15 protein-coding genes and 2 pseudogenes are annotated in these 26,385 nt (G+C 60.1%); 9 read left to right on the forward strand and 8 right to left on the reverse strand.

The genetic code is table 11. The features are described 5' to 3' along the window. Nucleotides 1–4: 4 nt before the first annotated feature. From mscK to KI231_RS30255, 4 genes and pseudogenes are all read right to left on the reverse strand, one after another. The gene (gene mscK / locus KI231_RS02375; RefSeq protein WP_213027328.1) at nucleotides 5–3,358 is read right to left on the reverse strand and encodes a mechanosensitive channel MscK; all 3,354 of its coding nucleotides are present in this window, start codon (nucleotides 3,356–3,358) and stop codon (nucleotides 5–7) included. A gap of 34 nt (nucleotides 3,359–3,392) precedes the next feature. Then, nucleotides 3,393–5,135, reverse strand: a complete 1,743-nt coding sequence (locus KI231_RS02380; RefSeq protein WP_103305400.1) for a potassium/proton antiporter — start codon at nucleotides 5,133–5,135, stop codon at nucleotides 3,393–3,395. A gap of 240 nt (nucleotides 5,136–5,375) precedes the next feature. After that, the gene (locus KI231_RS30250; protein WP_371042268.1) at nucleotides 5,376–6,248 is read right to left on the reverse strand and encodes a methyl-accepting chemotaxis protein; all 873 of its coding nucleotides are present in this window, start codon (nucleotides 6,246–6,248) and stop codon (nucleotides 5,376–5,378) included. Nucleotides 6,249–6,278: 30 nt separating this feature from the next. Further along, nucleotides 6,279–7,031: pseudogene (locus KI231_RS30255) on the reverse strand (MCP four helix bundle domain-containing protein); the annotation flags it as partial. Between the two features lie 248 nt (nucleotides 7,032–7,279). Between KI231_RS30255 and KI231_RS02390 the strand changes: the two are divergent. The 4 genes and pseudogenes from KI231_RS02390 to KI231_RS30265 all read left to right on the forward strand — a co-directional run bounded on the left by KI231_RS02390 (nucleotide 7,280) and on the right by KI231_RS30265 (nucleotide 9,846). Further along, the gene (locus KI231_RS02390) at nucleotides 7,280–7,510 is read left to right on the forward strand and encodes a hypothetical protein (RefSeq protein ID WP_103305398.1); all 231 of its coding nucleotides are present in this window, start codon (nucleotides 7,280–7,282) and stop codon (nucleotides 7,508–7,510) included. Then, on the forward strand, nucleotides 7,507–7,809 hold the full coding sequence (locus KI231_RS02395) for a cell division protein ZapA (protein WP_064117128.1): 303 nt from the start codon (nucleotides 7,507–7,509) through the stop codon (nucleotides 7,807–7,809). The genes KI231_RS02390 and KI231_RS02395 overlap by 4 nt, the downstream gene beginning before the upstream one ends. 144 nt (nucleotides 7,810–7,953) lie before the next feature. Continuing rightward, nucleotides 7,954–8,979: pseudogene (locus KI231_RS30260) on the forward strand (cache domain-containing protein); the annotation flags it as partial. A gap of 135 nt (nucleotides 8,980–9,114) precedes the next feature. Next, a complete protein-coding gene (locus KI231_RS30265; protein WP_371857970.1) occupies nucleotides 9,115–9,846 on the forward strand; it encodes a methyl-accepting chemotaxis protein in 732 nt (243 codons plus the stop codon). Between the two features lie 143 nt (nucleotides 9,847–9,989). On the opposite strand, the gene KI231_RS02405 is transcribed toward KI231_RS30265, so the two are convergent. Continuing rightward, nucleotides 9,990–11,792: an acyl-CoA dehydrogenase gene (locus tag KI231_RS02405; protein WP_213027331.1), complete on the reverse strand. Its 1,803-nt coding sequence runs from the start codon at nucleotides 11,790–11,792 to the stop codon at nucleotides 9,990–9,992. Nucleotides 11,793–12,021: 229 nt separating this feature from the next. After that, nucleotides 12,022–15,975: a trifunctional transcriptional regulator/proline dehydrogenase/L-glutamate gamma-semialdehyde dehydrogenase gene (gene putA / locus KI231_RS02410; protein WP_213027332.1), complete on the reverse strand. Its 3,954-nt coding sequence runs from the start codon at nucleotides 15,973–15,975 to the stop codon at nucleotides 12,022–12,024. Between the two features lie 457 nt (nucleotides 15,976–16,432). On the opposite strand from putA, the gene putP reads away from it, so the two are divergent. The 5 genes from putP to KI231_RS02435 all read left to right on the forward strand — a co-directional run bounded on the left by putP (nucleotide 16,433) and on the right by KI231_RS02435 (nucleotide 22,713). Then, complete coding sequence (putP, locus tag KI231_RS02415; RefSeq protein WP_103305393.1) at nucleotides 16,433–17,917, forward strand: sodium/proline symporter PutP; 1,485 nt, start codon at nucleotides 16,433–16,435, stop codon at nucleotides 17,915–17,917. Between the two features lie 350 nt (nucleotides 17,918–18,267). After that, a complete protein-coding gene (locus tag KI231_RS02420; RefSeq protein WP_213027333.1) occupies nucleotides 18,268–20,283 on the forward strand; it encodes a type VI secretion system Vgr family protein in 2,016 nt (671 codons plus the stop codon). Beyond that, complete coding sequence (locus KI231_RS02425) at nucleotides 20,273–20,977, forward strand: DUF4123 domain-containing protein (RefSeq protein ID WP_213027334.1); 705 nt, start codon at nucleotides 20,273–20,275, stop codon at nucleotides 20,975–20,977. Before KI231_RS02420 ends, KI231_RS02425 begins: the two co-directional genes overlap by 11 nt. Nucleotides 20,978–21,312: 335 nt before the next feature. Further along, nucleotides 21,313–21,645: a hypothetical protein gene (locus tag KI231_RS02430; RefSeq protein ID WP_213027335.1), complete on the forward strand. Its 333-nt coding sequence runs from the start codon at nucleotides 21,313–21,315 to the stop codon at nucleotides 21,643–21,645. Nucleotides 21,646–21,873: 228 nt separating this feature from the next. Beyond that, nucleotides 21,874–22,713 carry a 23S rRNA (adenine(2030)-N(6))-methyltransferase RlmJ gene (locus KI231_RS02435; protein WP_007915674.1) on the forward strand — a complete coding sequence of 280 codons (840 nt, stop codon included), beginning with the start codon at nucleotides 21,874–21,876 and terminating at the stop codon, nucleotides 22,711–22,713. 126 nt (nucleotides 22,714–22,839) lie between these two features. Here the strand turns inward: KI231_RS02435 and msrA are convergent, their stop codons facing one another. Together msrA and KI231_RS02445 are read right to left on the reverse strand one after the other, a co-directional pair. Beyond that, on the reverse strand, nucleotides 22,840–23,505 hold the full coding sequence (gene msrA, locus KI231_RS02440) for a peptide-methionine (S)-S-oxide reductase MsrA (RefSeq protein WP_093430120.1): 666 nt from the start codon (nucleotides 23,503–23,505) through the stop codon (nucleotides 22,840–22,842). A 148-nt stretch (nucleotides 23,506–23,653) separates the two neighbouring features. After that, entirely contained in the window at nucleotides 23,654–26,350 is a 2,697-nt protein-coding gene (locus KI231_RS02445; RefSeq protein ID WP_213027336.1) for a putative bifunctional diguanylate cyclase/phosphodiesterase, read from the reverse strand. Nucleotides 26,351–26,385 lie beyond the last annotated feature (35 nt).

The following is a 26,385-nucleotide window of genomic DNA, read 5'->3' on the forward strand; positions in this document are numbered from 1 at the left end:
CCGGTTAGTCGAGTTTGGCCGGCGGTGGTTCTTGCAGCGGCTTCTGCTCGTCGGGCACTGCGACGATGGTTTTGGCTTCCGGCTCGATGGGCACCAACTTGTATTCCTGGCCATGCAGGTTCTTCAGGTAAACCTCCATCTGGCGGAACGAGATGTTGATGTGCTGCTTCTTGAACTCGCGGTTGATGAAGCGGTTCACTTCATCGATCACCGGGTTACGGTCGCCGAGGTCACGCACGTGCATGCGCAGTTCGTGGTCGAGGGTGCTTTCGCCGAAGTTGAGGAAGTACACGTGCGGCTCGGGTTCCTTGAGCACGCGCGGATTTTCCCGGGCAGCCTTGAGCAGCAGTTCCTTGACCAGATCCAGATCGGAGCCGTAATCGACACCGAGTTTCAGCGTCACACGGGTGATGGTGTCGGTCAGCGACCAGTTGATCAGTTGTCCGGTGATGAACGTCTTGTTCGGGACAATGATGTCTTTGCGGTCAAAGTCGGTGATGGTCGTGGCGCGGATGCGGATCTTGCTCACCGTACCCGACAGGTTGCCGATGGTGATGGTGTCGCCGATCCGCACCGGACGTTCGAAGAGGATCATGATGCCGGAAATGAAGTTGGCGAAGATCTCCTGCATACCGAAGCCGAGACCCACCGACAACGCCGCCACCAGCCATTGCAACTTGTCCCAGCTGACGCCGAGGGTCGACAGGGTCGAGACGAAACCGACGCCGGCGATCACGTACGACAATAGCGTCGTGGTCGCGTAGGCGCTGCCCTGAGCCAGATTGAGCTTCGACAGCACAAACACTTCAAGCAGGCCCGGCAAGTTGCGCGCCAGGGCGAAGGTGATGCCGATGATGATCAATGCACCGAGCATGTCGCCGATGCTGATCGGCACCATGCTCATGTTGGCGCCGGTGCCGCTGGTGTATTCGTAGAGGGTGATGTTATCGAGGTACGAGAACACCGAGATCAGGTCCGACCATACCCAGTACAGCGCCGCGATGAAGCCGCCGAGCAGGGCCAGACGGATCAGGCGCAGGGACTGTTCGTTGACCTTTTCGATATCCAGCGTCGGCTCTTCGATCACCGCCTCGCCGTCGCCTGCTTCTCTTGCCGCTTGGCGTTTGGCCAGGGCTCGCTGGTAGGCCAGGCGTCGTGCGGCGACGCTCAGACCACGGACGAAGGTGGCTTCGATCACCAGCCAGAACATCAGCAGGTAAAGGGTATTGATCAGACGGTCGCTGAGTTTCAGCGCGGTGTAGTAGTAACCGAAGCAGACCGCGACGAACAGGGCGATAGGCAGCAGGGTGAACATCACGCCCACCACTTTACGGAACAGCGAAGCGTTTTCGTGGGCCGGGCTGCTGATCAGCAGGCGGCTGAGCAACCACGCCATCAAGGCGTAGCAGGTCAGCACGACCGGCATGCCGAGCACGTCGTCTGCCAGCGCCGCCGGTTGCAGTTCGGCCACCGCCACCACGGTGACCAGCGCCATGACCACCAGCCCGAGTCGACGGATCCAGCCTTGCAGGAATTCGACTTGCGGCTTCTCCCAACGGAAGTGCAGTTCGGCCACGCCGCCCGGCGCAAGAATCCGGTAGGCGGTGTAGAACACCAGCCACGCCTGACCCATTTGCAGCAGCGCCGCGCCCATGTTGGCGTTCTGCCCACGGGCGTCGATCTGCAAGGCCAGACCGCACAAGGCCAGACCGAGCGCCACCGGCATGGCCAGCAGAATATTGATCAGAATGGCCTGCGGCGTGTGCCACTGGCTGTCACGCTTGAAGTGGCCGATGTCCTGGTGAACCTTGTTCAACCGCGCATATAGAGCCTTGCGGCGCCACAACAGCGCACCGATCAGCAGAGCCAGCGGCAGGAACAGCAACGGGCGCTGAGTCAGGCCGTCAGTCAGCTCGCTCAGGCTTGAGGCCAGCGGCAGGGTGTCGACCTGACGTTTCAGGCGTTCCGGCACGCCACGCATCCACTCGATGTCCAGCGGCTTGTTGCTGGGGATCCAGAACATCTGTTCGTCGAGGGTCGCACGCAGGCTCTGCGCAGTGCTCAGCAGCTGCTTCTGATTCAGTTGCAGGGTGATCGATTCATTGAGCATCGCGCTCAGTTCGCGATTCAGACGCTCCAGCAAGTCAGCACGGGTGCTGGCCAGCTCGAGCAGGCTCTTGCGCAGTTGCGGTGTGACTTGTTCCGGTGGCTGGGTGGACAGCAGGTTGTCGACATAGGCCGCCGGATTGCTCAGTTGTTCACGTTGCTGGCTGACGTCGAATTGCCACAGGCGAATGTCGGCGATCTGATCCGCCAGATCGCGGTCGACCTTGAGGCGCGGCAGGGCCTGTTTCTGCTTATAAAGAATCTTCGACAGCAGCAGGCTGCCCTTGAGCACGTTGATCTGCTCGTCGAGGGCCGAATCGCTTTGGGTCAAGCTGTCGAGCTGCTGCTTGGTCTGCAGATTCTGCTGAGTGACTTCGTTGAGGCGGTCGGTGCTTTTGAGCAGATAGTCCGACAACTTGAGGTTGGCCGTACTTTCGATGGCAAGCAGGCTGCTGCTGCCGGCCTTTTGCGCTTCGATCGATTGCTGGGTGACGGTTTCCTGAGACTGCGCCAGACGCTTCTGGTTGATCAGCGTTTGCAGCTCCTGGATCTCGCGGTCGAGGCGGTCGGACTTCTCCGAGAGCAAGTCATGCAGGCTGTTGCCCAGATCCTGCAACTGGTTGTTGCCGGCCAGTTCCTGGCGGCGCAGCGGAATCAGTGCGTTCAGCGCGGCCAGCTCGGCGTTCAGCAGGTCTCGCTGCTCGGCGCTGACGGTCTTGCCCGCGTCCTTGCCGGACTTGAGGATGTTGTTGATTTGCTGGATGCGCGTCTGGCTGGCGGAAATTTCCGCCTGGGCGCGCTCGGGCCGGGTCTGCGCGGTAATGATCAGACTGTTGGCGTCGGCCAGGGCTTTTTGCAGATCGCTTTGCTGGGTCGAGCGATCGGTAAGGATCTGCTCCAGCTGCGTGATCGACTCTTTGGGAAAGCGCTGGGCCACAGGCACTACCGCGTTCGCCTTGAGCCGCGTCAGTTCGCGATTGTTCTCGATGGTCTGCTTTGGCGCGGTCGCCAATTGCTGCTTCAGATCGCTGAGTTTCTGCTCGTAATCACGCCGGTTGTTGAGCTGATTGAGCGTGTTCTGCAAAACGGCTTGCAGGGGCTTTTTATCAGCATCCGGCAGTTTGCTGTCGGCAAGCTTGTCCAGACTGGCCTGCACGGCGTCGCTGGACGGTGGTTCGGCGGCGTACAGCGGGCCGACAGTAAGACTCAGGCCCAGCAGGGCCGCGGCGAAAAAGGAACGCAGGATAGGCATAGAGACCGGTCAAGCAAGTGAGAGTGGACGCAGTTTAGAGGAAGAGCCCGGGGCCCGGGCGACTTCCTTCGGGGAATCTGACGCCCACTTTGCCGATCTTGTTCCCGTCCATGACCGCAACCGTCCAGTGAGTGTTGTTCCACTCCACCTGGTCACCGACGATTGGCGCACCGCCGACTTTCTGCGCGATGAAGGCGCCCAGGGTCATGTCCGGATCGATGCCGTCGGCCGGCAATCCGTAAAGCGCTGCAACCGCTTTAAGCTGGGCGTCTCCTTCGAGCACAAAGTCGCCGAAGAAACGCAGATCGAGGCCACGTTGCGGCGCCTGGCTGAACAGTTTTCCGAGAGCCGGCAAGTTGTGTTCATGGCCGATAACACACAGCAAATCATCGACTTCCAGCACCGTACTACCCGACGGATGGAGCAATTGCTGGCCACGAAACAGGGCAGCGATACGGGTGCCTTCGGGCATTTTCAGCTCACGCAGGGGCGAACCGATGCACCATTTCTCCGCTCCGAGCTTGTACACGAACAGCTCCCATTCGCTGGTGACGTGAACTTCCAGCGCTGAACGGGAAATGGGCGCAGGCTCGGGCGGTACAGTCACCTTGAGCAGTTTGGCCACCCACGGCAGGCTCGTGCCCTGTACCAGCAGCGACACCAGCACGATGAAGAAGGCGAGGTTGAAGTACAGTTGCGCGTTCGGCAGACCGGCCATCAGCGGGAACACCGCCAGAATGATCGGTACGGCGCCGCGCAGGCCGACCCAGGAAATAAAGGCTTTCTCGCGGCCATGAAAGGCCTTGAACGGCAGTAGGCCGACGACTACCGACAGTGGTCGCGCGAACAGAATCATCCACAGTGCCAGACCCAGGGCAGGCAGGGCGATCGGCAGCAAATCATGCGGCGTGACCAACAGTCCCAACACCAGGAACATGCCGATCTGCGCCAGCCACGCCATGCCGTCGAGCATGTGCAGGATGCCGTGGCGACTGCGCACCGGACGGTTGCCGATCACCAGACCACACAGATAAACCGCAAGGAAGCCACTGCCGTGCAAGGCGTTGGTCAGGGCGAACACCACCAGACCACCCGCGATCACCAGGATCGGATACAGGCCGGCGGCGAGGTTGATCCGGTTGACCAGTTGCAGCATCAGCCAGCCACCGCCCAGACCGATCACGCCACCGATGCCGAACTCGCGGATCAGGTGGGTCAGCAGGCTCCAGTGCAGGCCGGTCTGGCCGCTGGCGAGCATGTCGATCAGGGTCACGGTGAGAAACACCGCCATCGGGTCATTGCTGCCGGATTCGATTTCCAGGCTGGCGGTCACCCGTTCGTTCAGGCCTTTGCCACCGAGCAGCGAGAACACCGCTGCGGCGTCGGTCGAGCCGACGATGGCGCCGATCAACAAGCCCTGAATCAGGTTCAGGTCGAACAGCCACGCCGCCGCCATGCCGGTCAGCCCGGTGGTAATCAGCACCCCGACCGTGGCCAGCGACAACGCCGGCCATAGCGCCACGCGGAAACTCGACACCCGCGTGCGCAAACCGCCGTCGAGGAGGATCACCGCCAGGGCGAGGTTGCCGACCAGATAGGCCGTCGGGTAGTTATCGAAAATGATCCCGCCGCCATCAACCCCGGCCGCCATGCCGACCGCAAGAATGATGACCAGAATCGGAATGCCGAGACGGGAAGACAGAGAGCTGACAAGAATGCTTGCGCCTACCAGCAACGCGCCGATCAAGAACAGGCTGTTGATGGTCGTCGCATTCAAAGGCAGTACTCCAGAAGCGTAAAGACGGGCACAAACTGACCATGCAGTCTGCGTGCCAGCGATTCTAACCTGTTGAAATGTGATGCTGTCAAAAAGGTTTTTGCGCTGGGGCTGTTGATCGTTCCCACGCTCTGCGTGGGAACGCCTCAATGGACGCTCTGCGTCCGCTTGGGACGCGGAGCGTCCCGGGCTGCATTCCCACGCAGAGCATGGGAACGATCGACAGCAGAGGAGGCAGGTTTAAAGGCTAAACCGCCCAACCATATTGTTCAGGTCCAGCGCCAACCGCGACAGCTCGTTGCTCGCCGCACTGGTCTGATTCGCGCCGGTCGCCGATTGCACCGACAGGTCTCGGATGTTCACCAGGTTACGGTCCACTTCCCGCGCCACTTGTGCCTGTTCTTCGGCGGCGCTGGCGATCACCAGGTTGCGCTCGTTGATTTCGACGATGGCAGTGTTGATGGTGTCCAGCGACATCCCGGCACCACGGGCAATGTTCAGCGTCGACTCGGCGCGCTCGGTGCTGTTACGCATCGAATCCACCGCGTGTTCGGTGCCGCTCTGAATGCTGCCGATCATGCGCTCGATTTCGCTGGTCGATTGCTGAGTGCGGTGCGCCAGTGCACGAACCTCGTCAGCCACCACCGCAAAACCACGGCCGGCCTCACCGGCACGGGCCGCTTCAATAGCTGCGTTCAACGCCAGCAGGTTGGTCTGGTCAGCCAGACCACGGATCACGTCCAGCACCTTGCCGATGTCGCGAGATTCATTGGCCAGATCGCCGATCAACGATGCAGTGCTCTGCACGTCGGCGCTCATCCGTTCGATGGCGCTGACGGTTTCCTGAACCAGATCACGACCGTCGCCGGCCGAGGTGGTGGCGTTCTTCGACGCTTCCGAAGTGCTCACTGCGTTGCGTGCGACTTCTTCCACAGCACTGGTCATCTCGTTGACCGCAGTCGCCGCCTGTTCAATTTCGTTGTTCTGCTGAGTCAGGCCCCGCGCGCTTTCGTCGGTGACACTGTTCAGTTCTTCAGCGGCAGAAGCCAGTTGAGTGGCCGAACCGGAAATTCGCTGCAAAGTGTCGCGCAGTTTCGATTGCATCTTGGCCATGGCAGCCAGCAGGCGCCCGGCTTCATCGGAACCGTCGACGTGAATTGGCTGGGTCAGGTTGCCCTCGGCAATGGTTTCCGCCGCGTCGAGTGCCTTGGAGATCGGCCGGGTGATGCTGATGGTCAGCAACCAGGCGAACAGGAAGGTCAGGCCGGTGGCGATCACCAGCAGGGTCACCACCAGATCGAACGCCGAGGAATACTGATCGGCCGCTTGCTGATTGGTCTCGCTGATCTGCTCGCCGTTGATCTGCATCAGGCGGTTGAGCACGGTGTTCATGGCTTCGGAGTTGTTCAGCAACTCGGTGTTGAGCAGGTTGCGCAGCTCATCCACCTGATTGTTGCGCGACAGGCTTTTCATCCGGTCTTCGATCTGGCGGTACTGACCGAGCAACTGCACGTACTGATCGTAGGCCGAACGCTCTTCCGGGCTGCCGATCAGCGGCTCGTAATCAGTCTGGGCCTTGCGGATCTGCTGATTGCGCATGTCCAGCAGCTCAATCGTTTTTTGCTGCACATCCGGTTCACGGTTGACCAGCAGGCGGTACGACAGCACGCGCAGACGCAGAGTCAATTGAGTGAACTCGTCGAGGTTCTTGATGCTCGGCACGCTGCTCGACGAGATGTCCTCGGCGGCGCTGCGAATTTTGCTCATCTGATTCAGCGCGAACACGCCCAGAATCAGCATCAGGCCGCCGATCAGGGCGAAACCGGTAAACGCCCGGGGGCGATGTTCATATTGCGAAGGGACATGGGGCGGATACCAAGAGAGGGCCGCATCCATGCGGGCTGAGACTGCTGTATGGATGACTTATCGGTCATACGACTAAAGTCTTGAGGCGGTGTGCGTATTTGTCGCAGAAGGTCTTGGGCGACGAAGTGCAGGAACCAGATCGGCAGATCACAGTCTTTTAAACTCGCGGGAACGCTCGCCCGCCAGGAAAATCAAGGCCTTGCGCCGGTTAAACCCTGGCATCCGTGGTGACTTTTCTTTATCGTACGCGCCCTTTGAAAAACGCTTGGAAGATCAAAATGTTGGAAGCATCCCTCAGCCAATTGGAACAGCTCGTCAGCGACCTGGTGCAACAGAACCAGGCCCTCTCGCAAACCAACCAGACCCTGTCCACGGAACTGGCCCAGGCCAAGGATGAAAACGAAAGCCTGCAACTGAGCCTGATGGAACAGGAAGAAAAGCACGGCGCCACCGCCGCACGCATTCAAGCCTTGGTTGATCGCGTCAACGCAGGTCCTGTCAGCGCATGAACCACCACACAGCAGGGGTAAAAGTCGTCTCCATTCTCGGGGAGGACTATTCGATCAAGGCACCGGCCGGGGAAGAACAGACCCTGCTGGACGCGGCAATGATGCTCAAGGCCGCTTTGGACGACACCAAAAGGAAATACCCGACGCTGATCGGCGACCGCCTGCTGGTGCTGGCGGCAATGAATCTGTGCTCGCAGCAGATCGAAATGAAGAAGCAGCACAAAGAAGAACTCGACCGTTACCAAGAGCAAGTCAGCGCCACGGTCGACACCATCGCCAAGACCATCAATCAGGGCTGATGGGTTTGCGCACAACCAAAGAATAGATTGTCGATTGGGTTGTATACAATCGGCACGGCTGTTGCATTGTTTCGGCCACTTATTCTTTGGGGGTGCTCCATGCAGTTGTGGCGACGCAGTATTCAATGGCAGCTGATTCTCAGCATGGGCACTGCCCTGCTGGTCAGCATCCTGATCGTGGTTGGCATTTATACCCTGGTGGTCAACCGCCTCGCCCAGAGCTATCTGGTCGAACAAGCGTTGCCGTCGAGCATCGAGGCGACGCGCAACGACATCGAACGCATCCTTATCCAGCCGTTGACGGCCGCGAAAGACATCGCCAGCAATTCCATGGTGCGCGATTGGTTGGCGGCGGGTGAAGACGGCGGCAAAACGGCGGCCTTCGCACAGTATCTGGAAGGCATCCGCGCCGAACACAAGGCTTTTACCGCTTTGATCATCGGCACCGAATCGAATCACTACATCACCGAAAAAGGCCTGGATCGCACCCTCAGTCGCGCCAAACCGGCCGACGCCTGGTTCTATTCTTTCCTCGACAGCAGTCAGCCGCGCACCCTGAACATCGACAACGATGGGGCCACCGGAGAATTGGCGCTGTTCATCGATCTGAAGGTTGAACAGGCCGGCAAAGTGGTCGGCGTAGCGGGGCTTGGGCTGAGCATGAAAGAGCTGTCCGAGCTGATTCACAACTTCAGCTTCGGCGAGCGCGGCAAGGTCTACCTCGTGCGTTCCGACGGTTTGATCCAGGTGCACCCCGAGGCGCAGTTCAGTGGCAAGCGCACCTTGAGCGAGCAGATTGGCGCTTCGGCGGCGCAGGCCGTCATGGGTCAAAAAACTGCCATAAGCAGCAGCTTCCAGCGGGATGGCGAAGACTTCCTTGCCTTCAGCCTGCCTTTGCGTGATTTGGGCTGGACCCTGGTGGCCGAAGTGCCGCAGTCGCAGATCTACGCCGAAGCCCGCAAAGCGATGTGGATGAGCGGCGGCATCGGTCTGGCGGTGGCCTTGGTGTGCCTCGCGTTGGTGGTATGGCTGGCCCAAGGGTTGGTGCGACCGATTCGTCAGGTAACAGCGGCGCTGGTAGCAATCGGTAGCGGTGGGGGAGATTTGACCCATCGGTTAGATTCCAGTCGTGCCGATGAGCTAGGCGATCTCGCCCGCGGCTTCAACCGTTTCCTCGATAGCCAACGGGGGATGATCGGCGAAGTGCTGACCACCAGCGAGCGCTTGCGCACGGCGGTCGGGCAGGTGGCAAAGGTGGTGGAGAACACTGCCGAGCGTTCTGGTCGGCAGCAGGAAATGACCGACATGGTCGCCACCGCCGTTCACGAAATGGGCCTGACCGTGCAGGAAATCGCCCAGAACGCCGGCAACGCCGCGCTTGCCTCGCAAACCGCGCGGGATGAAGCGATGCAGGCGCGGGAGGTGGTCGGTGGCTCGATTCGACATATTGAGAGCATGTCCGATGAGATCGGCGTGGCGGCGGGCGCGGTGGGTGAGTTGGCGCATCAGGTGGCGTCGATCGATTCGGTGCTGGCGGTGATTCGCGGGGTTTCCGAGCAGACCAATCTATTGGCGCTGAACGCTGCCATCGAGGCCGCACGCGCCGGGGACATGGGCCGAGGGTTCGCTGTCGTTGCAGACGAGGTTCGCACCTTGGCGCGCAGAACCCAGGCGTCCACAGACGAGATTCAGCAAATGATCGGCAGCCTCAAGCAAGGTGCGGAAAACGCCGTGTCGTCGATGCGCACCGGCCAGGCTGCGACGGGCACCGGGGTTGAGTCGAGCCAGCGTACCGGCGCATCGTTGACTGCGATTACCGGGCAGGTCGAGCGCATCAGTGACATGAACCACCAGGTGGCGACAGCGACCGAGGAGCAGTCGGCGGTGACCGAGGAGATCAACCGTAACGTGCAGGGGATTTCCGATCTGGCGCGGGCGACGGCGGGAGAGGTTCGGGCTTGTCGAGAGGATTGTCAGATGTTGCAGCGGTTGGCGGATGATCTGGCGCGGCAGATGGGTGGGTTCAAGTTGAGTTGATGCGCCACCCGTCCCGGCCCCTTCGCGGGCAAGCCCGCTCCCACAGGTACTGCGGCGGTTTCACGAAATGTGTGACCACCAAAGAACCCTGTGGGAGCGGGCTTGCCCGCGAAGACGGTATCAGCCGCAACGCATAATCCCGATCAGAACCAAGCATCCTGCATCGTCAGACACGTATCATCCCGCGCCTCCAGCAACGCCAGCTCATGGTGACAACCCGGCACTTCCCACGTCAGGAAATACCGTGCCGCCTGCAACTTGCCCTTATAGAAGTCGACATCCGCGGCATTGCCTTTCAGCAAGCCTTCTTCGGCACGAATCGCCTGCTCCAGCCAACGCCAGCCAATCACCGTGTGCCCGAACACCTTCAAGTACAACGCCGAGTTCGCCAGGCTGCTGTTGACCTTGCCCTGCGCCAGATCGGTCAACAAACCAATGGTCACGACTTGCAAACGCGCGACCAGTTTCTCCAGCGGCTCACGCAGCGCGGTCAGCGATTCGTGCGCCGTTGCGCGCTCAGCGGTATTGGCAATCAGACGAATCAATTGCTTCAGTCCCGCGCCGCCGTTCTGCGCCAGCTTACGCCCGAGCAAGTCCAGCGACTGAATGCCATGAGTGCCCTCGTGGATCGGGTTCAGCCGGTTGTCGCGGTAATACTGCTCCACCGGGTATTCACGGGTGTAACCGTGGCCGCCGAGAATCTGGATCGCCAGTTCGTTGGCCTTCAAGCAAAATTCCGACGGCCAGGATTTGACGATCGGCGTCAGCAAATCCAGCAACTCATGGGCCTGTTTACGCTCGCTTTCGGTCTCAAGCGTGGTGGTGTCGTCAAATAAACGCGCGGCATACAAACCGAGGTCAAATGCCCCTTCGACGTAGGACTTTTGCGTCAGCAGCATGCGTCTGACGTCCGCGTGTTGAATGATCGGCACTGGCGCGGTGCTTGGGTCTTTGCTGTCCGGCACTCGACCTTGCGGACGCTCGCGGGCGTATTCCAGCGAATACAGATAACCGGCATAACCGAGCATCACCGCACCCATGCCGACGCCGATCCGCGCTTCATTCATCATCTGGAACATGTAACTCAAACCGTGATGCGGCTTGCCCACCAGATAGCCGACGCATTCACCGTTATCGCCGAAGTTCAGTGCGGTGGAAGTGGTGCCACGCCAGCCCATCTTGTGGAACAGCCCCGCGAGCAACACGTCGTTGCGCTGACCGAGGCTGCCGTCATCGTTGACCAGAAATTTCGGCACGATGAACAGAGAAATGCCCTTCACCCCCGGCGGCGCGTCCGGCAGTTTGGCCAGCACCATGTGCACGATATTTTCCGAGAGGGGGTGATCACCGCCGGAAATGAAGATCTTGTTGCCCTTGAGGCGATAAGTGCCGTCGGACGCAGGCTCGGCGCGTGTACGAATATCCGACAACGATGAGCCAGCGTGGGGCTCGGTCAGGGCCATGGTGCCGAAGAAACGACCGTCGATCATCGGTTGCAGAAAGCGCTGCTTCTGCTCGTCGGTGCCGAAGCTTTCGATCAGGTTCGCCGCGCCCATGGTCAGGAACGGATACGACGTCGATGCGGCGTTGGCCGACTGGAAGTGCGCGAAGCAGGCCTGCGACAGCAGCGTAGGAAGTTGCATGCCACCGGCGTCGAAACTTCTCGCGGCGTTGAGGAATCCGGCCTCAAGGAAGGCATCCACCGCCGGTTTCACCTCGGGAATCAGAATCGCCTTACCGTCCTCGTAGCGCGGCTCGTTCTCGTCGCCCTTGCGGTTGTGCGGCGCGAAGTATTTTTCGGCGATGTTGCGTGCGGTGCCGATGGCGGCGTCGAAGGTCTCGCGATTGTGCTCGGCAAAACGCTCACGGCGGGTCAGGCCCTCGGCATCAAGGACTTCATACAGCTCGAAAGCCAGATTGCGGGAACTGAGCAGCGTCTCGGACATGGCGGCCTACCTTTTTTTGGGTTGGGCCGAGTCTAGGCGTGCTGATAAAAGCTGAACAGGATGATTGATAAGCGTGATGGAGGGGCAAAACGAGGGTAGGGCATGATCGTTCCCACGCTCTGCGTGGGAATGCAGCCCGGGACGCTCCGCGTCCCTAAACGGCGTGACGCAGAGCGTCACAGGAGGCATTCCCACGCGGAGCGTGGGAACGATCAATCAACCAGGGACGTTAGCCGATAGTCATCAGGCTGGCATTACCACCCGCCGCCGCAGTGTTAACACTCAACGCCCGCTCGATCACCAGACGCTCCAGCGCAATGTTGGTCTCGCCCTGGGACAAGCCCTGAACACCAACAATGGCACCGGCACGCTTGGCAATCTGCTGGCAAACGCCACGCAACTGGTCGGAATGGCCGTGATGCAGAACCGCATCAAACACCACTTCGTCTTTAGTCCAGTCGGAAACCAGCTTGATCCGCGCCTGAACGTCCTTCGGCAAGCGTGCGAACAAGGCCTTGCTGATGTCGGATTCCGGCCATACCGCCGAACCGCCAACCGCCAGCACTGCTGCCAGTTGCGTCAGCAGATCACCTTCAACCTCCGCCAGGCACAGCACGTGCTCGCGCGGCAGGATGGCGTAGCTGTTTTTCTCACCGGTCGGGCCGGCCAGCACGCGGGTGATGCCGCTCTGCGACTGCGCAGCGTACTGCACGCACAGAGTGCTCAAGTCGGCGTACTTATTGCTCTCGGCCCAGGCTTTCAGGGCATTCAGCGGTTTGCTCATGGCATCACGCAGACGCACGTCCGGCGCCACGGCAGCATCACCGCGAGCGAAGGATTGTTCGATGGCATCGGTAGGACGCGTTGACAGCAAGCGGTACAGGTACAGCGGGCCGCCGGCTTTCGGGCCAGTGCCCGACAGGCCTTCGCCGCCGAACGGCTGCACGCCGACCACGGCACCAACGATGTTGCGGTTGACGTAGACGTTACCGGCGTTGACGTTGTCGATCACCTTGGCGATGGTCTCGTCGATACGTGTGTGTACGCCGAGGGTCAGGCCGTAGCCGGAAGCGTTGATCTGGCCGATCAGTTGATCGATCTCTTTACGCTTGTAGCGCACCACGTGCAGCACCGGACCGAAGATCTCGCGTTGCAGCTCATCGAAGCTTTCCAGTTCGATCAGGGTCGGCATGACGAAGGTGCCGCGTTTGACTTCTTCAGTGTCGGCAATCGCCACCTGGTACACGTTGCGACCTTTGTCGCGCATGCCCTGGATGTGCTTGTCGATGCCAGCCTTGGCTTCAGCGTCGATGACTGGGCCGATGTCCACGGACAGGCGTTCAGGATTGCCGAGACGGCTTTCAGCCATCGCGCCTTTAAGCATTTCGATGACACGGTCTGCGGAATCTTCCTGCAAGCACAGGACCCGCAGCGCCGAGCAACGCTGACCGGCGCTGTCGAACGCCGAGGACACCACGTCGATGACCACTTGTTCGGTCAGTGCCGAGGAGTCGACGATCATTGCGTTCTGGCCACCGGTTTCGGCGATCAGCGGAATCGGACGGCCCTGGCTGTCCAGGCGACCGGCAATGTTGCGTTGCAGCAGACGAGCAACTTCAGTGGAACCGGTGAACATCACGCCTTTGACGCGCTCGTCACCGACCAGACCGGCCCCGACGGTTTCACCGCGACCCGGCAGCAGTTGCAGCACGCCTTCGGGAATCCCGGCTTCCAGCAGCAAGCGCACGGCTTGCGCAGCGACCAGCGGGGTTTGCTCAGCCGGTTTGGCCAGTACCGGGTTACCGGCGGCCAGTGCGGCAGCGACCTGACCACTGAAAATCGCCAGCGGGAAGTTCCACGGGCTGATGCACACCACCGGGCCCAGTGGGCGGTGGGCGTCGTTGCTGAAATCGTTGCGTGCCTGCACCGCGTAATAACGCAGGAAGTCGACGGCTTCGCGGACTTCGGCGATGGCGTTGGCGAAGGTCTTGCCGGCTTCGCGAGCCAGCAGACCCATCAGCGGCTGGATCTCGCCTTCCATCAAGTCAGCAGCGCGTTCCAGAATCGCCGCGCGCTCGGCCGGCGGGGTGGCCTGCCAGATCGGTGCAGCGTTGAGGGCGCACTGGATGGCGTTGTCGACGTCCTCGACGGTGGCTTCTTGAACGTGGCCGACCACATCACGATGGTCTGCCGGGTTCAGCACTGGCGCAGGCGTTTCGTTGCTCGAAGTGCAACCGAGCATCGGCGCGGCTTTCCAGTTGTTGTGCGCGGTGGCGAGCAGGGCGCAGGACAGCGAGGCCAGACGATGTTCGTTGGCCATGTCGATGCCGCTGGAGTTGGCGCGCTCGGAACCGTACAAGTCACGCGGCAGCGGAATACGCGGGTGCGGCAGGCCGAAACCACCTTCCACGGTTGCCATCTGCTCGATCTGCGCCACCGGATCGGCCACCAGTTCCTGAATCGAAATCGACTGGTCGGCGATGCGGTTGACGAACGAAGTGTTCGCGCCGTTTTCCAGCAAACGACGTACGAGGTACGCCAGCAGGGTTTCGTGGGTACCGACCGGTGCGTACACGCGGCACGGACGGTTCAGCTTGCCTTCGGAAACTTTGCCTACAACTTGCTCGTAAAGCGGTTCGCCCATGCCGTGCAGGCACTGGAATTCGTACTGGCCCGGGTAATAGTTCTGACCGGCAATGTGGTAAATGGCCGACAGGGTGTGGGCGTTGTGCGTGGCGAACTGCGGGTAGATGACTTCCGGCACCGACAGCAGTTTGCGTGCGCAGGCAATGTAGGAAACGTCGGTGTACACCTTGCGGGTGTAGACCGGATAGCCTTCCAGACCTTCGACTTGGGCGCGCTTGATCTCGCTGTCCCAGTACGCGCCTTTCACCAGACGGATCATCAGACGATGACGGCTGCGGCGGGCCAGATCGATCACGTAATCGATCACGTACGGGCAACGCTTCTGGTAAGCCTGGATAACGAAACCGATGCCGTTCCAGCCGGTCAGTTGCGGCTCGAAGCACAGGCGCTCGAGCAGATCCAGCGACAGTTCAAGACGGTCGGCTTCTTCGGCATCGATGTTCAGACCGATGTCGTATTGCTTGGCCAGCAAGGTCAGCGACAGCAGGCGCGGGTACAGCTCGTCCATCACGCGCTCGTACTGCGCACGGCTGTAGCGCGGGTGCAGTGCCGACAGTTTGATGGAGATGCCCGGGCCTTCATAAATCCCACGGCCGTGGGAGGCTTTGCCGATCGAGTGGATGGCTTGTTCGTACGACGCCAGGTACTTCTGCGCGTCGTGTTCGGTCAGGGCCGCTTCACCGAGCATGTCGTAGGAATAGCGGAAGCCCTTGGCTTCGAACTTGCTCGCGTTGGCCAGCGCTTCGGCGATGGTTTCGCCGGTGACGAACTGTTCGCCCATCAGGCGCATGGCCATGTCGACGCCCTTGCGGATCATCGGTTCGCCGCTCTTGCCGATGATGCGGCTCAGCGAAGAAGTCAGGCCGGCTTCGTTGTGGGTCGACACCAGTTTGCCGGTCAGCAGCAGACCCCAAGTGGCGGCGTTGACGAACAGCGAAGGGCTGTTGCCCAGGTGCGGGTGCCAGTTGCCGGTGCTGATCTTGTCGCGGATCAGTGCGTCGCGAGTGCCTTTGTCCGGAATACGCAGCAGCGCTTCGGCCAGGCACATCAGCGCCACGCCTTCCTGGGACGACAAGGAAAATTCCTGCAGCAGACCCTGAACAATGCCTGCACGACCGCCGGCACTTTTCTGGTTACGCAGTTTTTCGGCGATGGAGGCGGCGAGTTTGTTGGTCGCTTCAGCCATCGGCGCCGGCAGGCGCGCCTGCTCGATCAGCATTGGCACCACTTCCGGCTCAGGGCGGCGGTAAGCGGCGGTGATCGAAGCGCGCAGAACCGACTGCGGCAAGATGCTTTCAGCAAATTCGAGGAAGCACTGGTGGGCGTGATCGGTATGAAGTTCGCCAGCGTCGTCGGCGTCCTTGGCGGTCAAACCGTTCAGCTCGGTCAGGGTTGCACCACCCTCGAGTTTTTCCAGGTAATTGAAAATTGCCTGCTTGATCAGCCAGTGCGGTGTGCGATCAATCGAGGTCGCGGCAGCCTTCAGGCGCTCGCGGGTCGGGTCATCGAGTTTGACCCCAAGGGTGGTGGTAGCCATATTTTTATCCTCATGGTTGCCACAGTTGCGTGGCATCAGCTGGCGGCAAGATTAGCCGTGCGCTGAAAGAGGTGCAACCGGGTGCAACCCTTTTTTTGTCGGAAAAATAAGCAGCTCATCAGGAAATATTTTCTGGTACGAAAGTGCCGCTCCTGCTTGGTGCTTTTGCTTCTAGCAAAGCGCGTTGACTGCGCTAAAAGGGAGCAAAAACCGCTTGTTTGTCGATATATCCGACTAGGTGCAACTAATTCTCGCGAAACTGGTTGCACCTTTTTTGGTTTGTTGCATAGCATTCGCGCCCAAGGTGCAACCGGTGTAAACCGGTGCATCGGCTGGTGGCTTTCCTGGGGAAACATCAGTCCTAAATGCTCGGGATCCGGATTCGTCTGCCAAACGTCGTCGTTTGTGTGCGATCCATCACCGCTGCTACATAAAAACAAAGCCAGGGCGTAACTTAATGAGCGTAAGCAATCCAACACTGATCACGTTCGTGATCTACATCGCAGCAATGGTGCTGATCGGCTTCATGGCCTATCGCTCCACCAATAACCTTTCTGACTACATTCTTGGCGGCCGCAGCCTCGGCAGCGTGGTGACGGCATTGTCTGCCGGTGCTTCCGACATGAGTGGCTGGTTGCTGATGGGCCTGCCGGGCGCCATCTACATGTCCGGTCTGTCCGAAAGCTGGATCGCCATCGGCCTGATCGTCGGCGCCTACCTGAACTGGCTGTTCGTTGCCGGTCGTCTGCGCGTGCAGACCGAGCACAACGGCGATGCCCTGACTCTGCCGGACTACTTCTCCAGCCGTTTCGAAGACAAAAGCGGCCTGCTGCGGATCATCTCGGCCATCGTGATTCTGGTGTTCTTCACCATTTATTGCGCATCCGGCATCGTGGCTGGTGCCCGTCTGTTCGAAAGCACCTTCGGCATGTCCTACGAGACCGCGCTGTGGGCCGGTGCTGCAGCGACGATTGCCTACACCTTCGTGGGTGGTTTCCTGGCGGTGAGCTGGACTGACACCGTACAAGCCACGCTGATGATCTTCGCCCTGCTGCTGACGCCGATCATCGTGCTGCTGGCCACCGGCGGTGTCGACACCACGTTCCTGGCGATCGAAGCCCAGGATCCAAGCAACTTCGACATGCTCAAGGGCACCACTTTCATCGGCATCATTTCGCTGATGGGCTGGGGTCTGGGCTACTTCGGTCAGCCGCACATTCTTGCGCGCTTCATGGCCGCTGACTCGGTTAAATCGATCGCCAACGCCCGTCGCATCTCCATGACCTGGATGATCCTGTGCCTGGGCGGCACCGTGGCGGTGGGCTTCTTCGGTATCGCCTACTTCTCGGCGCACCCGGAAGTTGCCGGTCCCGTGACCGAAAACCACGAGCGTGTGTTCATCGAGCTGGCAAAAATCCTCTTCAACCCATGGGTTGCCGGTGTGTTGCTGTCGGCCATTCTGGCAGCGGTAATGAGCACCCTGAGCTGCCAACTGCTGGTGTGCTCCAGCGCCCTGACCGAAGATTTCTACAAGACTTTCCTGCGTAAATCCGCTTCGCAAACCGAGCTGGTCTGGGTCGGCCGCGCCATGGTGCTGCTGGTTGCCCTGATCGCTATCGCGATGGCGGCGAACCCGGAAAACCGCGTGCTGGGTCTGGTGTCCTACGCCTGGGCCGGTTTCGGTGCTGCGTTCGGTCCGGTGGTGTTGATCTCGGTGATCTGGAAAGGTATGACCCGCAACGGCGCACTGGCCGGTATCCTGGTCGGCGCGATCACCGTGGTGGTATGGAAGCATTTCGAGGTGATGGGTCTGTACGAAATCATCCCGGGCTTCATCTTCGCCAGCCTGGCAATCTACATCGTCAGCAAGCTTGGTTCGCCAAGCAAAGGCATGGTGATGCGCTTCGAAGCGGCAGAAAAAGATTTCCATCTGAACAAGTGATGCACTGAGCTTCGGCTCACCTGAAAACGGCCCGATTCCTACAAGGAACGGGCCGTTTTTTATTGCCCAGAATTTCTCAAGAGCACTGGAGAAACCTGTGGGAGCTGGCTTGCCAGCGATAGCGGTGTGTCAGTCAATGCATGTGCTGAAGGTGCTGGCCTCATCGCTGGCAAGCCAGCTCCCACAGGTTTCGTGTTGGTTTTGAGACGTATGTCTGTAGTCGGATGCGCCGACTTTTTACGGGATATTCAGCAGTCCATGTAGGGCAAATCTGATTTTCCTGTCGCCCGCTCAATCGCTCTTGTCCCTCATGCAGAATCGGCCGCCCTCACACTGCAGAGAAACATCGGATGTTCGCGCCTGCCAATCAACCGCGCTTCACGTTGACCCTTGAGGGCGCCCAGCACGACCTCAAAGTCCTTGAGTTCACGGGCAAGGAAGCCATCAGCCAACCTTTTCGCTTTGAGCTGGAACTGGTCAGCGAGCGACCGGATCTGGACCTCGAAAGCCTGCTGCACTGTCAGGCATTTCTGAGTTTTGAAGCGGACGGTTCCGGTGTGCACGGTCAGATTTATCAGGTCGGACAGGGCGATTCCGGCAAACGTCTTACGCGCTATCACATCAGCCTTGTCCCGCGTCTCACATACCTCGGGCACCGGACCAATCAGCGGATATTCCAGCATCAGAGCGTGCCGCAGATCGTTGCGCAGATTCTCAAGGATCACGCGATCCTGCGCGATACCTTCGAGTTTCGCCTCGGCAGCGATTACCCGGTGCGAGAGTATTGCGTGCAATACGCCGAGAGCGATCTGGCGTTTATCCAGCGTTTGTGTGCCGAGGTCGGCATTCATTACCATTTTCAGCACAGCCTCGAGGGGCACTTGTTGGTGTTCGGCGATGATCAGACGGTGTTTCCGCGTCTCGCTGAACCGACCCTCTACCTGCCCGGCAGCGGCATGGCTGGCGGGGCGCCGGCAATCAAACGCTTCAATGTCCGCGTGGAAACCCGCACCAGTGCCGTCACCCGACGCGACTACAACTTTGTAAAGCCGCAGTTGCAACTGGAAAGTCGCATCGACAGCGAACAGCGCCCGGTGCTTGAGGACTATCACTTTCCTGGCCAATTCAACGATCGTGAAACCGGCAAGCATCTGGCGCAACGCGCACTTGAAAGGCATGTCGCCGATTTCCGTCAGGCCGAGGGCATCAGCGATCAATCCGCATTGGTTTGCGGACATTTCCTGCAACTGACTGACCACCCGCGTAACGACTGGAATGATCTGTGGCTGCTCACCGGTATCGAACACCATGGCCGACAACCACAAGTGCTGGAGGAGTCGGTCACCAGCGATGGAGGAGAATTCCAGGGCTACCGTAATACTTTTCTTGCGACGCCGTGGGACGTGTTCTTTCGTCCGGCGCTGGGCCCGGAAAAACCACGGATGCTCGGTTATCAGCCGGCCGTCGTTACCGGGCCGAAAGACACGGAAATCCACTGCGACGAGTTCGGCCGGGTCAAGGTGCAACTGGCCTGGGATCGCGATGGCGAGTTGAACGAGCACTCCAGTTGCTGGCTGCGCGTCGCCACCGGTTGGGCCCACGACCGTTACGGCAGTGTGCTGATTCCACGGGTCGGCATGGAGGTGCTGGTCGGTTTCATCGACGCCGACGCCGACAAACCTCTGGTGGTGGGCTGCCTGCCCAACGCCGCCACCCCGGTGCCACTGGATCTGCCGGCGGACAAGACCCGCAGCATTTTCCGCAGCCAGAGCAGCCCGGGGGGCGGTGGCTACAACGAGTTGCGCATCGAGGACAAAAAAGGCGCCGAGGAGATTTACCTGCGCGCCCAGCGCAACTGGACCCAGCATGTCTTGCACGACCAACAGGTGCAGGTCGATAACGCACGCAGCATCGTCGTCACCGGCATCGCCAAACATGAGTTGAAGGCTGACGAGCAACGCATCACCCACGGCCAGCGCCAGGCTGAAGTGAAACAGGACGATCACCTGACGGTGGTCGGCGACCGGCATATCCGCGTGAGTAATCAGGCGACCAGCGCCAGTCAGCAAATTCACGTCAGCGCCGGCCAGCAAGTGGTGATCGATGGCGGTGCGAGCGCAACCATTCAGGCCGGCGGGCAGTGGATCAACATCGGCCCCGGCGGGATTTTCAGCAGCGTGCCGATCATGGTCGGTGGTGCGCCAATGGTGGCCATGAGTGCCGCGCCGGTTGTGCCGGGACTACCGGAAAAACTGACGGCAGCGCCGGCGGCCATTCTTACCGCAGCACAGATCATGAGCTTCAAGGGCGATGCGCCATTCTGCGAAGAGTGTGAGCGTTGCAAGGATGGTGTTTGTGCAGCCTGATTTTCTAAAGCCTTCAGAGTGGCTGGAGCGTGAGCCGCTGAAATGTTCGGAACAGCTGTTCGCGATCTTCAGTCATGCCAGCGCCGCCAAGCCGCCGCAGGTAGCGGCTAGCCCGATTTGGGCGGATACGATTTATGCCGAGTGGGATGCAGTGATGCCTTTCGTGGGAATTGTCCCGGCAGACAGTGAGTTTCTGGATTGGGCGGCGACTACTGAGTCTCATGATTGGGGCTGGCTGGCGGTGTCTTCAGCGAGCCTTGAAGTGGTGGTTGAGCATTTTCGCAGTTTGACTCAGGTGTTGATGCCGGACGGCAAAGCGGTGTTTTTCCGTTTTTGGGATGGACGGTTTTTGTCGCCGATCTTGCAGTCCGAGGCGGTCAGCGCGGCGCAGCTGTTGCCGGTGATCTCGCGTGGACTGATCAATGGTAAGGCCATTGATATCGGGGGGAAGGCGCAGGTTTCCGGGCAGGTGTTTCCATGGTGGAAAGTGCCGGAATCGGCATTGGCGGCGGGCGGAGCTGATGTTCAGGTCAGTAACGCTGTGCAGTGGCTGAGCGAGGACCATCCGACGCTCTTCGAGGACTTCCCCGAGCCGGTTCTACGCTGCAAGGTCAGGCAGTTTTTTCAGGTCGCAACGTCGGAAGAATCGTCGCAGTCGGCGTTGTTGGAGTATTTGCTGACAGAGTCGGAGTGAGGTTTCCGGGCGAAGGCCCCGGACGTTTCCTTCGAGTCGCGGCGGTTTTCATGAACTGGTGGGCGATGGGTTGCAGGGATAGTCTTTTCGTTGTCACCGCGAGAGTGGTGACAGGGTGTAGGAACCCTGAGAAATTCACCGCGCATCAGCGCTGTCGTTTGATTGCGGCACTTAATTCGTGCCCCTGATATCTTTGCGGCGGCTGTGCGCGGGAACGCTTCGGCGTAGCTGAGTTTGGTGGGTTTCTCAGTTTCCTACTCTCGCGTACGGCTGCCACCCAAACCTGTAGGAAGGTCATTGGCAGCCCCTCTTAAACCTATTGAGGTGTAACTGAAATGACGACGCTCAAACCCGATCCACCCTACGTAAAACACATCCCCCATCCCGACAACCGCTACATGGCATTGACCAGCAACTGCAACGACATGCCCACGCTGTTCGTCGACACCCACGCCCCTTCTGATGTCCTGATGGACGCCGCCAACTACCGCATCCGCACGGTCGTCCAGGTACTGGAAAACCTGTGCATGCGCGGCTCGATCGAATGCGATTCCCTCATCCTCAGCGACTTCGCCAAACTCTGCGCCATTCCCTTGCGCGACGGCTGTGATTTGCTCGATGTCATCGGCAAGCGATTAGGCGCAATGCCAACCTTAGTTCCGCGATGACTCAGTATTGTGGCGAGGGGATTTATCCCCGATGGTCTGCGCAGCGGACCCCGGATCCGCAAACACGCTGTTTCAGGCGTACCGCGTCGGGTGGTTTTGGGGCTGCTGCGCAGACCATCGGGGATAAATCCCCTCGCCACAGGGAGCTTGTTGTCTGTCCGCTCGGCTGCGAACCCCTGACTTGCCGCCCGGTAAAAGGTAAACTTTGCGCCCTTCGCAGGAGCAGCCATGAATTATCGTCACGCCTTCCATGCCGGCAATCACGCCGATGTGTTCAAACACCTGACCTTGACCCGCCTCATCGCCCTGATGTCGCGCAAGGAGCAGCCGTTTGCCTATCTCGACACGCACGCCGGCATCGGTCTGTATGACTTGCAGGGCGATCAGGCCAACCGTACCGGCGAGTACCTGGAAGGCATCGCGCGCTTGTGGGATCAGCCTGACCTGCCGGCGCTGACCGCCGACTACATGAAGGTGTTGCACGAGATGAACCCGGATGGCCAGTTGCGCTATTACCCCGGTTCGCCGGAACTGGCGCGGCGCCTGACTCGCCCACAGGATCGGGTGATGCTCAACGAGAAGCACCCGGAAGACGGCGTGCTGCTCAAGGACAACATGGCCGGTGATCGTCGGGTGAAAGTGCATCTGGGCGAGGGTTGGCATGTGGCGCGGGCAATGCTGCCGGTGCAGGAGAAGCGTGCGGTGATGTTGATAGATCCGCCGTTCGAGCAGCTCGACGAGATGCAGCGTTGCGCGGCGTCGTTGAAAGAAGCGATTGGCCGTATGCGCCAGACCGTGGCGGCGATCTGGTATCCGGTGAAGGATCAGCGCGCGTTACGTCGGTTCTATCAGGACCTGGCCGGCACCGGTGCGCCGAAGTTGTTGCGCGTGGAGTTGCTGGTGCATCCGCTGGACACGCCGAACAGCCTGAACGGTTCGGGCATGGCAATTGCCAATCCGCCGTGGGGGCTGGAGGAAGAATTGCGTGAGTTGCTGCCGTGGTTGTCCAAGAAATTGGGCCAGACCCAAGGTGGGTGGCAGATGGATTGGTTGATTGCCGAGAGTTAATCAATTGCTTTGATGGTGTCTGAACGGACGCCTTCGCGGGCAAGCCCGCTCCCACAGGTTTAGCGCCGAATTCAAAAATAGCGCATGACCCTGTGGGAGCGGGCTTGCCCGCGATGCTTTTGGGGTTTAGTTACCCGCCAGACTCGGCGGCATGCACACACCGGTGCCGCCGATCCCGCAATAACCTTCCGGGTTTTTCGCCAGATACTGTTGGTGATACGCCTCGGCGAAGTACACGGTCGGTGCCTGTTCGATCTCGGTGCTGATCTCGCCCAGGCCAGCCTTCGACAGCTCGGCCTGATAAGTCGCCTTGCTCTTCAGCGCCGCATCCAGATGCTCGGGCGAAGTTGCATAGATCACCGAGCGGTACTGCGTGCCGATGTCGTTGCCCTGACGCATGCCCTGTGTCGGGTTGTGCAATTCCCAGAACATCGCCAGCAGCTCTTCGTAGCTGACTTTGGCCTTGTCATACACCACCAGCACCACTTCAGCGTGGCCGGTCAGGCCCGAGCAGACTTCTTCGTAAGTCGGGTTCGGTGTGAAACCGCCGGCATAACCAACGACCGTGCTGACCACGCCTTCACGCTGCCAGAAGCGACGTTCGGCGCCCCAGAAACAGCCCAGACCGAAGATTGCAAAATCGACGTCCTGGAAAAACGGGCCAAGCAGCGGGGTTTCTTCGAAGACGAAATGCTTTTCCGGCAGTGTCATCGCGGTTTCGCGGCCGGGCAGAGCTTGTTCTTTAGTCGGGAGCACGTTTTTGTTCACCAGTATTTCCGAGCGCAGAACCATGATCGTTCCTCTCAGTCAGGATGGGATGTAAAAAGTCAGACCGCCAGTGTGCCCAATGATGCCGAGTTAATCACTAGTCAAAATGTGCGGGTACTCGCACACACCGCTATCGCGAGCAGGCTCACTCCTACAAGGAATCTGCGGTGTTTTAGAGGCAAAGCGGGCCGCGCGGGTAGCGCTTCAGAGCCTGGATCAGCTCGGCGCCGGGAATCGGCCGGTCAAACAGGTAACCCTGGCCGACGTCGCAACGGTGGCGGCGCAGGAAGGCCAGTTGTTCAGCCGTCTCGATGCCTTCGGCCACGACCTTGAGCTTGAGGTTGTGGGCCATGGCGATCACGGCGGAGGTGATTTCCATGTCGTCCTGGTTGTCCGGGATTTCGTGGATGAAGCTGCGATCGATCTTGATGATGTCGATCGGGAATTTCTTCAGATAGCTGAGCGATGAGTAACCGGTACCGAAGTCGTCCATCGCCAGGGTCAGGCCCAGGCGCTTGAGCTGATCGAGCTGCAAGTGCGTGTCTTCGGTGGCTTCCAGCAGCAGGCCTTCAGTCAGCTCCAGTTCGAGCAGATTGGCCGGCAGCGCTTCTTCCTTGAGGATATTGGCGATGGACGCGACCAGGTCCGGATCGGAGAACTGCTTGGGCGACAGATTGATCGCCACTTGCAGATTGCCCATGCCGGCGGCGGTCAGCGCCTTGCTCATGCGGCAGGCCTGGCGGGCGATCCACTTGCCGATCGGAATGATCAGCCCGGTTTCTTCGGCGACGCTGATGAACTGGTCCGGGCGGATCATGCCGCGCTCCGGGTGATTCCAGCGCAACAGCGCTTCCATACCCAGCAAGCGACCGCTGCGCAGGCACAGCTTGGGCTGGTAGAACACGTCCAATTCATTCTGGGTCAGGGCGCGACGCAGGTTGTTCTCGACGAACAGTTTGTAACTGGCCTCGGCGTTCAGCGCTTCGGTGAACACCTGCACCTGATGTTTGCCGTTGGCCTTGGCCTTGTGCAAGGCGAGGCCGGCGTTGCGCATCAGGGTTTGCGGATCGCGGCCATGCAGCGGCGCGCAGGCCAAACCCACGGAACCGGTGACGCTGATCAACTGGTTGTCGACAAACATCGGCTTGTCGAGGGTCATCAGCAACTGGCTGGCGATTTGTTGGCCGGCCTCAAGGTCGGTGTTGTCGAGCAACACCGCGAACTCGTTACTGGCGAAACGCGCGAGGCTGCCGCTCGGGCTCAGGCTGTTGCGCAGGCGCCGGGCGAGGCTGATCAGCAGTTTGTCGCCGGTCTGGTGGCCGAGGCTGTCGTTGATTCGCTTGAAGTTGTCGATGTCCACCAGCAGCAGGCTGATCGGGGTATCGCTATCCCGGGCGAAGCGTTCGTCCAGATTGCGGATAAACGCCGGCCGGTTACCGAGGTTGGTCAGGTTGTCGGTGTACGCCAGACGCTCGATGCGCTGTTGCGCGAGTTTGGTCTGAGTGATGTCTTCGTAGATGCCGATGTAGTGGGTCAACTCGCGGTTGTCGCCATACACCTTGGAGATCGACAACTGGCCCCAATACGGTTCGAGATTTTTGCGCCGGCTCTTGAATTCGCCCTGCCAACTGTTGCTTTTGGCCAGCGCCGAGGGGGCGTCGAACAGCAGTTCGCTGAGGTTTTCCAGCGCTGGCAGCTCGGACAGACGCTGGCCGTGGACTTCCTCGGTGGTGTACTGGGTGATCGCCGTGAAGCTCGGGTTGACGTACTCGACCACGCCGTCGCAGTTGACCAGCAAAAACGCGTTGGCGCTTTGCTCGACCGCACGCTGGAACAGGTGCAGGGCGCTGGTGGCTGTGCGGCGGTTGTGGTTGTTGATGACTTGCGCGAACTGGTCGGCCAGTTCGCCGGCAAAGGCAATTTCGTCGGATTGCCAAGCGCGGGTCACGCCGGTCTGCTCCAGGCACAGTACGCCGACTACCTGGCCGTCGACGCGAATACTGGCGTCGAGCATCGCGTTGACGTCACGCGGGCGCAAGGCTTCGGCCATCTCGCGGGTGCGCGGGTCGCGCATCGCGTTATGCGCGTCGATGGCGCGGCTGCTGTGCAGTGCTTCCATGTAGTCGGGGAAGCCGCTGACGTCGATCACGTCCGGCAGAATGTATTCCTGCGTCGCGCGATGGTAGGCCGAGATCGGCACCAGTTGCTGGCCTTCGAGGTTCCACAGGCTGGCGCAGTCGATTTCATAGATATCGCAGGCGCAGCGGGTGATCAGTTCGGCGGCTTCTTGCAGCGAGTTGTGCGAGCTGTAGCGCTGGCGGGCGAGCAGCAGAATCAGATCCTGCTGGGCGCGCACGCGTTCGAGGTGTTGCAGTTGTTCCTGCTGGGCGCGCTGGTTGAGTTCGAGGGCGATTTGCAGGCGCGAGTTCTGGGTTTCGAGGTCGACGCAGGGCACCTGCTGCACTTCGTCGAACACATCATCTACCGCCAGTAGATAGCCGCGCAGCAGATGACGATTGTGCTGTTTGTAGGCTTCGCCCAATTCGAGGATGTTCAGCTTGCCTGCGGCGGTGTGCAGGGCATAGCGCACCAGATAATGCGGGCTGTCACGCAGTTGTTGCTGGATCGTGTCGTGCAGTTGGTAACGCGCTTCCGGTTCCATCAGGCTGGCGTAGGGCGAGCCGACCAGTGCACAGAGTTCGACGGCCGGCTGACCGAACTGGCGTTCGCAGTTTGGATCGAGAAACAGCATCGCCCAACTGGCTTCATTCAGGCGCTCGAAACGCAGCATGCCGAGCCGCGAGGGCACAGGCAACTGCGTCACTACCTCGGCCGCCATACGGCTGGCGGCATCGGGTTGGCTCTTCATGAAGGGAACTCGCTTGGAAATATGCTGAACGCGCC

Source organism: Pseudomonas sp. Seg1 (genome assembly GCF_018326005.1).
Lineage (GTDB): Bacteria > Pseudomonadota > Gammaproteobacteria > Pseudomonadales > Pseudomonadaceae > Aquipseudomonas.

Coding starts and splice junctions, on each gene's coding strand:
- mscK (WP_213027328.1), bottom strand. CDS start 3,358: ATGCCTATCCTGCGTTCCTTTTTCGCCGCGGCCCTGCTGGGCCTGAGT.
- KI231_RS30250 (WP_371042268.1), bottom strand. CDS start 6,248: ATGGCCAAGATGCAATCGAAACTGCGCGACACTTTGCAGCGAATTTCC.
- KI231_RS02390 (WP_103305398.1), top strand. CDS start 7,280: ATGTTGGAAGCATCCCTCAGCCAATTGGAACAGCTCGTCAGCGACCTG.
- KI231_RS02395 (WP_064117128.1), top strand. CDS start 7,507: ATGAACCACCACACAGCAGGGGTAAAAGTCGTCTCCATTCTCGGGGAG.
- KI231_RS30265 (WP_371857970.1), top strand. CDS start 9,115: ATGGTCGCCACCGCCGTTCACGAAATGGGCCTGACCGTGCAGGAAATC.
- KI231_RS02405 (WP_213027331.1), bottom strand. CDS start 11,792: ATGTCCGAGACGCTGCTCAGTTCCCGCAATCTGGCTTTCGAGCTGTAT.
- putA (WP_213027332.1), bottom strand. CDS start 15,975: ATGGCTACCACCACCCTTGGGGTCAAACTCGATGACCCGACCCGCGAG.
- putP (WP_103305393.1), top strand. CDS start 16,433: ATGAGCGTAAGCAATCCAACACTGATCACGTTCGTGATCTACATCGCA.
- KI231_RS02420 (WP_213027333.1), top strand. CDS start 18,268: ATGTTCGCGCCTGCCAATCAACCGCGCTTCACGTTGACCCTTGAGGGC.
- KI231_RS02430 (WP_213027335.1), top strand. CDS start 21,313: ATGACGACGCTCAAACCCGATCCACCCTACGTAAAACACATCCCCCAT.
- KI231_RS02435 (WP_007915674.1), top strand. CDS start 21,874: ATGAATTATCGTCACGCCTTCCATGCCGGCAATCACGCCGATGTGTTC.
- msrA (WP_093430120.1), bottom strand. CDS start 23,505: ATGGTTCTGCGCTCGGAAATACTGGTGAACAAAAACGTGCTCCCGACT.
- KI231_RS02445 (WP_213027336.1), bottom strand. CDS start 26,350: ATGAAGAGCCAACCCGATGCCGCCAGCCGTATGGCGGCCGAGGTAGTG.